This window comes from Streptomyces sp. A0958 (assembly GCF_004795035.1).
In the GTDB taxonomy this organism is placed as follows: domain Bacteria; phylum Actinomycetota; class Actinomycetes; order Streptomycetales; family Streptomycetaceae; genus Streptomyces.
In genome coordinates this window covers 36,785-45,798 of record NZ_SSBK01000044.1, presented here as the reverse complement: position 1 = coordinate 45,798, position 9,014 = coordinate 36,785, and the positions used below count along the sequence as shown (strand labels likewise).

The 9,014-nt window shown below is 72.2% G+C and carries 7 protein-coding genes, 2 rRNA genes and 1 pseudogene; 8 read left to right on the top strand and 2 right to left on the bottom strand.

Going from position 1 to position 9,014, the window contains the following annotated elements; all coding sequences use genetic code 11:
- The 4 genes and pseudogenes from E6P78_RS29000 to E6P78_RS33090 all read left to right on the top strand — a co-directional run.
- Window positions 1-105 (top strand): 23S ribosomal RNA (locus E6P78_RS29000); the annotation flags it as partial.
- A gap of 112 nt (window positions 106-217) precedes the next feature.
- Window positions 218-334 (top strand): 5S ribosomal RNA (rrf, locus tag E6P78_RS28995).
- A gap of 112 nt (window positions 335-446) precedes the next feature.
- Window positions 447-1,358, top strand: a pseudogene (locus tag E6P78_RS34045) (hypothetical protein); the annotation flags it as partial.
- A 615-nt stretch (window positions 1,359-1,973) separates the two neighbouring features.
- The gene (locus tag E6P78_RS33090) at window positions 1,974-2,807 is read left to right on the top strand and encodes a tetratricopeptide repeat protein (RefSeq protein WP_240799412.1); all 834 of its coding nucleotides are present in this window, start codon (window positions 1,974-1,976) and stop codon (window positions 2,805-2,807) included.
- A gap of 66 nt (window positions 2,808-2,873) precedes the next feature.
- On the opposite strand, the gene E6P78_RS28985 is transcribed toward E6P78_RS33090, so the two are convergent.
- Entirely contained in the window at window positions 2,874-4,154 is a 1,281-nt protein-coding gene (locus E6P78_RS28985; protein ID WP_136206604.1) for a DUF1015 domain-containing protein, read from the bottom strand.
- A gap of 71 nt (window positions 4,155-4,225) precedes the next feature.
- On the opposite strand from E6P78_RS28985, the gene E6P78_RS28980 reads away from it, so the two are divergent.
- The 4 genes from E6P78_RS28980 to E6P78_RS28965 all read left to right on the top strand — a co-directional run bounded on the left by E6P78_RS28980 (window position 4,226) and on the right by E6P78_RS28965 (window position 8,460).
- On the top strand, window positions 4,226-5,254 hold the full coding sequence (locus E6P78_RS28980) for an HAD-IIA family hydrolase (protein ID WP_136206603.1): 1,029 nt from the start codon (window positions 4,226-4,228) through the stop codon (window positions 5,252-5,254).
- A 319-nt stretch (window positions 5,255-5,573) separates the two neighbouring features.
- Entirely contained in the window at window positions 5,574-6,533 is a 960-nt protein-coding gene (locus tag E6P78_RS28975; RefSeq protein WP_136206611.1) for an iron chelate uptake ABC transporter family permease subunit, read from the top strand.
- Window positions 6,530-7,603, top strand: coding sequence for an iron chelate uptake ABC transporter family permease subunit (locus E6P78_RS28970; RefSeq protein WP_136206602.1), 1,074 nt, complete (start codon window positions 6,530-6,532; stop codon window positions 7,601-7,603). Before E6P78_RS28975 ends, E6P78_RS28970 begins: the two co-directional genes overlap by 4 nt.
- Before the next feature lie 47 nt (window positions 7,604-7,650).
- Window positions 7,651-8,460: an ABC transporter ATP-binding protein gene (locus E6P78_RS28965; protein ID WP_136206610.1), complete on the top strand. Its 810-nt coding sequence runs from the start codon at window positions 7,651-7,653 to the stop codon at window positions 8,458-8,460.
- 155 nt (window positions 8,461-8,615) lie between these two features.
- On the opposite strand, the gene E6P78_RS28960 is transcribed toward E6P78_RS28965, so the two are convergent.
- A complete protein-coding gene (locus E6P78_RS28960; RefSeq protein WP_136206601.1) occupies window positions 8,616-8,963 on the bottom strand; it encodes an SCP2 sterol-binding domain-containing protein in 348 nt (115 codons plus the stop codon).
- Window positions 8,964-9,014 lie beyond the last annotated feature (51 nt).

Below are 9,014 nucleotides of genomic sequence, written 5' to 3'. Positions count from 1 at the left end.
TTGATTGGTTAAGGCTCCCAGTAGACGACTGGGTTGATAGGCCAGATGTGGAAGCCTGGTAACGGGTGGAGCTGACTGGTACTAATAGGCCGAGGGCTTGTCCTCAGTTGCTCGCGTCCACTGTGTTGTTCCCGGGTTGCGAACAGTTATCGCACCGGCTGAACAGCTTCACTAACTTAATTGAAAAGTGTGCTTGTTCGCTAGAACCCAATAGGGTTTCGGTGGTCATTGCGTTAGGGAAACGCCCGGTTACATTCCGAACCCGGAAGCTAAGCCTTTCAGCGCCGATGGTACTGCAGGGGGGACCCTGTGGGAGAGTAGGACGCCGCCGAACAATCTTTGAAGGACCCTTGGTCCCAGCGTTCAACGCTGGGACCAAGGGTCCTTTTTTTGTTTTGCCGAAGCGCGTCGGATGTCCGGCTGCGCAAGAATGTCTGTAGTACCCGATGACAGGAGCACCACCGATGTCCACCAACTCTCCCGACGATCGTTCGGAGCGCGAGCCGCGTCGCCGGGACGGCGGTGACCGGGGCGGCTTCGGCGGCGGCCGTGACGACCGTTCGCGCGGTCCGCGCCGGGACAATGACCGCGGTGGCCCCCGTCGTGACGACAGCCGGCCGACTGGTGGCGGTGGCGGCTTCCGCCGCGACGACCGCGACCGTGACCGTGCGCCGCGTCGTGACGACAACCGTGGCGGCGGCCCCTCCTCCGGTGGTGGGTTCCGTCGTGATGACCGTGGGGGCAACTCCGGCGGCGGCGGTGGTGGTTTCCGTCGTGATGACCGTGGGGGCAACTCCGGCGGTGGCGGTGGTGGTTTCCGTCGTGATGACCGTGGGGGCAACTCCGGCGGTGGCGGTTTCCGTCGTGATGACCGTGGTGGTGGTTACGGCGGTTCCGGTGGTGGGTTCCGGCGTGACGACCGCGCGCCGCGTCGTGAGGACGACCGCGGTGGTCGTCCGGGCGGGTTCGAGCGGCGCGACGACCGTAGGGATGACCGGCGTGACGACCGCCGGGACGACCGGCCGCGTGGTCCTCGTCGGGATGATGACAACCGTGGTGCCGGCTTCCGCCGCGACGACCGTCAGGGCGGGTTCCGCCGTGACGACAACCGGGACAACCGTGGCGGCGGCTCCTCCTCCGGTGGCGGCTTCCGCCGCGATGACCGTGGGAGCAACTCCGGCGGCGGTGGGTTCCGTCGTGATGACCGTGGGGGCAACTCCTCCGGTGGCGGCTTCCGTCGTGATGACCGCGGGGGCAACTCCTCCGGTGGCGGCGGTGGCGGCTTCCGCCGTGATGACCGTGGGGGCAACTCCGGCGGCGGCGGTGGCGGTTTCCGGCGTGACGACCGCGCGCCGCGTCGTGAGGACGACCGTGGTGGTCGTCCGGGCGGGTTCGAGCGGCGCGACGACCGTAGGGATGACCGGCGTGACGATCGCCGGGACGACCGGCCGCGTGGTCCTCGTCGGGATGATGACAACCGTGGTGCCGGCTTCCGCCGCGACGACCGTGGCGGCAACTCCGGCGGTGGCTTCCGCCGTGACGACCGTGGCGGCGGCTCCTCCTCCGGTGGCGGCTTCCGCCGCGATGACCGTGGGAGCAACTTCGGCGGCGGTGGCTTCCGCCGTGACGACCGTGACCGCGACCGTGACCGGGCCCCGCGTCGCGAGGACGACCGTGGTGGTCGTCCGGGCGGCTACGAGCGGCGCGACGACCGCAGGGACGACCGGCGCGACGACCGCCCCCGTGGCCCCCGTCGTGACGACAGCCGGCCGACCGGTGGCGGTGGCGGTGGCGGCTTCCGCCGTGACGACCGCGACCGTGACCGTGCGCCGCGTCGCGACGACAACCGTGGCGGCGGCTTCCGCGGGCGGGACGACCGGGACCGCGGCGGTTACCGGGGCCGGGACGACCGGGGTGGCCGTCCGGGCGGGTACGAGCGCCGGGACGACCGGGACCGCGAGCCCATCAAGCGGCTGCCCATCCCCGACGACGTCACCGGTCACGAGATCGACCAGGACGTCCGTCAGGAGCTGCTGAGCCTGCCGAAGACGCTGGCCGAGGACGTGGCGAGGAACCTGGTCATGGTGGCCCGGCTCATCGACGAGGACCCCGAGCAGGCGTACGCGTACTCGCGCATCGCCCTTCGGCTGGCCTCGCGCGTCGCCGCCGTCCGTGAGGCCGCCGGCTTCGCCGCCTATGCCACCCAGAAGTACGCGGAGGCGCTGGCGGAGTTCCGGGCCTCCCGGCGGATGACCGGGTCCGTGGAGCTGTGGCCGGTCATGGCCGACTGCGAGCGCGGCCTCGGCCGGCCCGAGAAGGCCATGGCGATGGCCGGTGAGCCCGAGGTGCAGAAGCTGGACAAGGCCGGACAGGTCGAGATGCGGCTCGTGGCCGCCGGTGCCCGCCGGGACATGGGCCAGATCGACGCCGCCATCGTGACGCTGCAGAGCCCCGAGCTGGCGTCGAGCGCCGTGCACTCGTGGACGCCGCGCCTGCGCTACGCGTACGCCGACGCGCTGCTCGCGGCGGGCCGCGAGGACGAGGCGCGCGAGTGGTTCGGCAAGGCGCTGGAGGCCGACAAGGACGGCGCCACGGACGCGTCGGACCGCCTCGCCGAGCTGGACGGCGTCGAGTTCGTTGACGCCCTCGACGAGGACGAGGACGTCACCGGCTCTCCCGTCAGCGGCTCTCCCGTCAGCGAGTCTCCCGCTGTGGCCGACGCGGACAGCGACGGCATCGACGAGGACGGCGATGACACCGACGAGGACGGCGATGACACCGACGAGGACGGCTCCTCCAAGGCGTAACGCTTGACGTAGAAGAAGAGGAGGGCGGCACCCCCGGGGTGCCGCCCTCCTCTTCCATGTGTGCGCTCAGCCGAGGGCGAGGCTGCGCAGGACCAGGCCCGTGGCCGGTTTCGGGCCGAAGGATGTCGACTTGCGGGGCATGGTGACGCCCTGCCGGGCCAGGTCCCGGACCAGTTCCTCCCGTACCGGATGCATCAGCACCGCCGTCGAGCCGTTCCGCTCGGCCTGTTCGACGGCGGCCGCCGTGTCGTGGATGTAGGCGATGTGCGCCGGGTCGTCCGGGATCTGCCAGACGTGGTCGAGCAGCGCCGCGTGCAGGACCGTCGCGTCCAGGGTGCGCCAGGCGGTCGGCCGGTCCGCCGGAACCGTGCGGGCCAGCAGCGCCTCGTCGGGCCGGTCGACCAGATGGAAGGCGCCGTCGCCGGCGAGCAGGAAGGCGTTGCCCTCGGCGGCCGCGTCGGCCAGGGCGTCCAGGGCACGGGGGAGCGGCCCCTCGACCTCGCGTACGCGGAACAGGCCGTTCAACGCGGCCAGCGCGTCCGCGACGGGCAGGCCGTGCAGCAGACGGTGGATGGAACGGACCCGGAGCGGGTAGCGGGCCGTGTCGACCAGGAGGACCAGGCCGAAGTCCCAGGGGCCGGGATCGGCGTGCTCCCGCTGGAGCCGGAGATAGGTGGCCCAGCGGTGGTGGCCGTCCGCGATCAGCGCCTGGTGCCGGATCAGGTCCGCCTCGATCTCCGCCCGGTCGGCGGGATCGGTGACCGCCCAGAGCCGGTGGCAGTAGCCGTCCTCCGTGGTCGTGGCCAGCAGCGGCGGGCGGTCGACGGTCCGCTCGATGACGGCGGTCGCCCCCGTGGCCGTGTCCCCGTCGCTGCGGTACGTCAGCAGCAGCGGCTCCAGATGGGCCGCGGTGGTGCGCATCAGGTCGGCCCGGTCCTCGACGACATGCGCCATCACGTCCTCGTGCGGGAGCACCACGCCCTCGGCGGGACCGGAGAGCGCGAGGGCGCCGACGACGCCCCGTTGCAGGATCTCGTCGTTGCGCTGCTCGTACACGTACAGGGCGGGCTCCGCGTCGGGGGCGAGTATGCCCTCGGCGAGCCAGCTGTCCAGGGTGGCGGCGGCCTGTTCGTTGCGGGCGGCGACGGTGTCGGCCTGCGGCAGGATCAGCCGCACGATGTTGTGCGGGTCCGCCGATTCCAGGTGGAGCAGCCCGTCGGGCCGTACCACGACGTCGTACGGGGGCGAGGTCACCGCGGCGAGACTGCCGACCCGCTCGGGGACGTAGCGCAGTCCACGGAACGGAATCAGACGCAGCCCCTGCTCCGCCGTGCCTCGTGTGTTCATTTCTGCATCGTATGTGCGGTACGGGGATGCGCGATGATCGGGGGAGAAGCAGGCGATGAGGAGCGCGCGATATGAGTCAGGCGAGCAGGACCAGTCCGAGCGGCAGCAGTACCGCGTTGAGCGAGGCGTACGACACGGCGCTGCTCGACCTCGACGGGGTGGTGTACGCGGGCGGGCTGGCGATCGCGCACGCGGTCGAGGCGCTCGGCACGGCGCGGGACGGGGGGATGCACCTGGCGTACGTCACCAACAACGCGCTGCGCACCCCGGCCGCCGTGGCGCAGCACCTGACCGAACTCGGCGTCCCGGCCGGACCCACCGACGTGATCACCTCGGCGCAGGCCGTGGCCCGGCTGGTCGCCGACCAGATGCCGGCCGGGGCGCGGGTACTGGTGATCGGAGGCGAGGGACTGCGGGTCGCGCTGCGTGAGCGCGGTCTGGAGCCGGTGGAGTCGGCGGACGACGACCCGGTCGCGGTGGTGCAGGGATACGGCGGGCCGGACCTGGCGTGGGGCCGGTTCGCCGAGGCGTCGTACGCGATCAACCGCGGGCTGCCGTGGTTCGCCTCCAACACCGACCTGACGATTCCGGGTGCCCGGGGGATCGCGCCGGGCAACGGGGCGGCCGTCGAGGTCGTCCGGATCGCGACCGGTGCCGAGCCGCAGGTGGCCGGGAAGCCGCTCCCGCCGATGCACCGCGAGACCGTGCTGCGGACCGGGGCCGAACGGCCGCTGGTGGTCGGCGACCGGCTCGACACGGACATCGAGGGGGCGTTCAACGGCGGCGTCGACTCGCTGCTCGTCCTCACCGGGGTCACGGACGCGGCGCAGTTGGTGGCCGCCGCGCCCGAGCACCGGCCCACGTACATCGACGCGGACCTGCGCGGCCTGCTCACCGGGCAGCCCGAGGTGGTGCGGGACGGCGAGGGCTTCGGCTGCGGTGGCTGGACGGCGTCCGCCCGGGACGACCGGCTCGTGCTGGACGGCGACGGGGACGCGCTCGACGGACTGCGGGCGCTGTGCGCGGCGGCCTGGTCGCACGCCGGTGACGGGGTGTGCGAACTGGACGCGGAGGAGGCCGTTGGCCGGCTCGGGCTGTAGGAGCCGCCCCGCGCGAAGGGCGGGCGGCGAAGGACGGGCCGGAAGCGCGTAAGAGGCCGGCGGGCGGGCCGGAGGCGCGTAGAAGGCCGGCGGGGCCGGAAGCGTGTGAGGGGCCGGCATACGGGCCGGAGGCGCAGGAGGCCGGCCGAGAGCGCAGGGGCCGGCGGAGGGCCGGGCCGGGGGTGGCGGGGGCTGGGTAGGCTAACCTAACCGAGTGTTGGTTGAAAGTCCCCCGGATTCCCGTCCCGGCCCGATAGCCGCGCCGGACAAGGCCGCCGCCCCCCGCAGGCGTCACGCGGCGCGAGCGGCGGGGCTCCTGGTGGCCGTGGCCGTCCTCGTGCTGGTGTGCTTCGCGAGCATCGCGATCGGCGCCAAGGCGATGCCCCTCTCCGACGTCTGGCACGGCCTGTTCCACTACGCGGGCAGCGGCGACGACGTCCTCGTACGCAAGGTGCGGATTCCGCGCACCCTGCTCGGGCTGATTGTCGGCGCCGCGCTCGGGCTCGCCGGGGCGGTGATGCAGGCGCTGACCCGCAACCCCCTCGCGGAGCCCGGCATCCTCGGCGTCAACGCCGGTGCGTCGGCCGCCGTCGTCTCGGCCATCAGCTTCTTCGGTGTGACCTCGCTGACCGGTTACGTCTGGTTCGCCTTCGCCGGTGCCGCGATCGTGTCGGTGGCCGTGTACTTCCTCGGCGGCAGCCGCTCCGCCACCCCCGTGCGCCTCGCGCTCGCCGGGACGGCCGTCACCGCCGCGCTGTACGGGTACGTCAACGCCGTACAGCTGCTGGACTCGGCGGCGCTGGACCGGCTGCGGTTCTGGACGGTCGGCTCGCTGGCCTCCGCGAACTCCGAGACGGTCGGCAAGGTGTGGCCGTTCATCGCGCTGGGCGTACTGCTGACCGCCTTCATCGCCCGCCCGCTCAACGCCTTGGAGATGGGCGACGACACCGCACGCGCCCTCGGCGCCCACCTGACCCGGACCCGGGTCCTCGCGATGCTCGCCGTCACCCTGCTGTGCGGGGCGGCCACCGCCGCGTGCGGGCCGATCGTCTTCATCGGGCTGATGATCCCGCACCTGGTGCGCACCCTCACCGGGCCCGACCTGCGGTGGATTCTGCCGTACGCGGCCGTGCTCTCCCCGGTGCTCCTGCTCGGCGCCGACGTGGTCGGCCGGGTCATCGCCCGCCCGTCCGAACTCCAGGTCGGCATCGTCACCGCGCTGATCGGCGGGCCCGTCTTCATCCACCTCGTACGACGCAAGAGGATGTCCCAGCTGTGAAGGCCACGACCACGAAGGGGGCGGCACGCGGCGGCCGTCCGGTGCGGGCCGTGCGCACACCCGGCGGTTACTCGTTCCGGATGAACGTCCGGGCGGCCCTGGTGATCCTGCTCCTGGCCGTCGTGGCGGCCGGGGCGGCGGTCGTCCTCATCGGCAGCGGCGACTTCTCGATGACGCCCGGCGAGGTCGTCACCACGCTCTTCGGCCACGGCACCTTCCAGCAGGAGTTCATCGTCACGGATCTGCGGCTGCCGCGGGTGCTCGTCGGACTCCTCGTCGGCGCGGCGCTCGGGGCCGGCGGCGCCGTCTTCCAGACCATCTCCCGCAACCCGCTCGGCAGCCCCGACGTCCTCGGCTTCGGCCAGGGCGCCACGGTCGGCGCGCTCACCGTGATCGTCCTCTTCCAGGGCGGTGCGGCGGCGGTCTCGGCGGGTGCGATCACCGGCGGCCTGCTGACCGGTGTCGCCGTCTACCTGCTCGCCTGGAAACGCGGCGTGCACGGCTTCCGGCTCGTCCTGGTCGGCATCGGCGCCGCCGCCATGCTGACCGCCGTGGCCCAGTACCTGATGACCAAGGCCGACCTCGTCGACGCGACGCGTGCCGTCGTCTGGATGACCGGCTCCCTCGACGGCCGGGACTGGACGCAGGTCTGGCCCCTGCTCGCCGTCTGCGCCGTGCTGCTCCCGCTGGTGTACGGGCACGGGCCGGCCCTGCGGGTCATGGAGATGGGCGACGACGCCGCGTACGCGCTCGGGGTACGGGTCGAACGCACCCGCCTCCTCCTCATGGGCTCCGCCGTCCTGCTCGTCGCCGTCGCCACGGCCGCCGCCGGACCCATCGCGTTCGTCTCGCTGAGCGCCCCGCAGCTGGCGCGCCGGCTGACCCGCTCCACGGGCCCCAACCTGGTGGCCGCGACCTTCATGGGCGCGGCGCTCCTGCTCGTCGCCGACTGGATCGCGCTCGACGCGTTCGGCGACCGGCAGCTGCCCGTCGGCGTCGTCACCGGGGTGCTGGGCGGCTGCTACCTGGTGTGGCTGCTGGTGACCGAGCGCAAGGCGGGCCGCATATGAATCCCGCCGCCGACCCCATCGAACCGTCCGACCCCCGGAGTACGACCATGCAGCGCCTCACCGCGGACTCGGTGACCCTCGGATACGACCAGCGGGTCATCGCGGAGAACCTCTCGGTCGAGATACCCGACCACTCGTTCACCGTGATCGTCGGCCCCAACGCCTGCGGCAAGTCGACATTGCTGCGGGCGCTCTCGCGGATGCTGAAGCCGAGCCGCGGGCAGGTGCTGCTGGACGGGCAGTCGATCCACGGCCTGCCCGCCAAGAAGGTCGCGAAGACCCTGGGCCTGCTGCCCCAGTCCTCGATCGCGCCGGAGGGCATCACCGTCGCGGACCTCGTGGCGCGGGGACGCTACCCGCACCAGGGGCTGCTGCGGCAGTGGTCGCCCGAGGACGAACGTGTTGTCGAGGAATCGATGGCGTCGACCGGCATCGGTGAGCTCGCCGATCGCTATGTCGACGAATTGTCCGGCGGTCAGCGCCAGCGGGTCTGGATCGCGATGGCCCTCGCCCAGCAGACGCCGCTGCTGCTCCTGGACGAGCCGACGACGTACCTCGACATCCAGCACCAGATCGACGTCCTGGACCTGTGCGCCGAACTGCACGAGACGCAGGGGCGCACGCTGGTGGCCGTCCTGCACGACCTGAACCACGCGGCGCGCTACGCCACGCATCTCATCGCGATGCGGGACGGGGAGGTCGTCGCGGAGGGGGCGCCCGGGGAGATCGTCACCGCGGAGCTGGTGGAGCGGGTGTTCGGGCTGCGGTGCCAGGTGATCTCCGATCCGGAGACGGGGACGCCGTTGGTGGTGCCGGCGGCGCGGGTGCGCGGGGCGCGCGGGGTTGTGGCGGTGTGACCTGGCCCCCGGGGCCCCGGATCTTGACCTCAAGCGCCGGACGGGCTGGAAAAGATGTCCTCAAGCGCCGGACGGGCTTGGTGTGGTGCGACGGGCTGGAAAGGCGCCCTCAAGCGCCGGACGGGCTTGCGGGCGGGCGGCTCGGGCTGCTGGGGCTAAAGGAGGGATCTCAGTTTCAGGAGGTCTCGGAAGCCTGCCTCCAGGCGGACTCGGCCCGCGGCCCAGGCCTTGGCGAAGTCGAGGTCGCCGTTCACCATGGCCACCAGGTCGTCGCCGGTCATCGCGAGGCGGATCTCGGCCTTTTCGCGGGGCGGGCCCTCCAGCGTGTCCAGGACCTGGATGCGGCCGCCGGACAGGCGTCCGGTGAACGTGATGTCCAGGTCCTTGATGTGGCAGCTGAGCGAGCGGTCCAGGTCGGCCGCGCGGCGCACGTCGCCGTCCGCCCCCGCGAGGTTGTCGGAAAGTCTGTCGAGTGCGCTGCGGCACTCCGCCATGGTCGCCATCGTGATCGACGGTACCCCAGCCCCACGCGGTAGCGTTTCCCGCATGAGCGA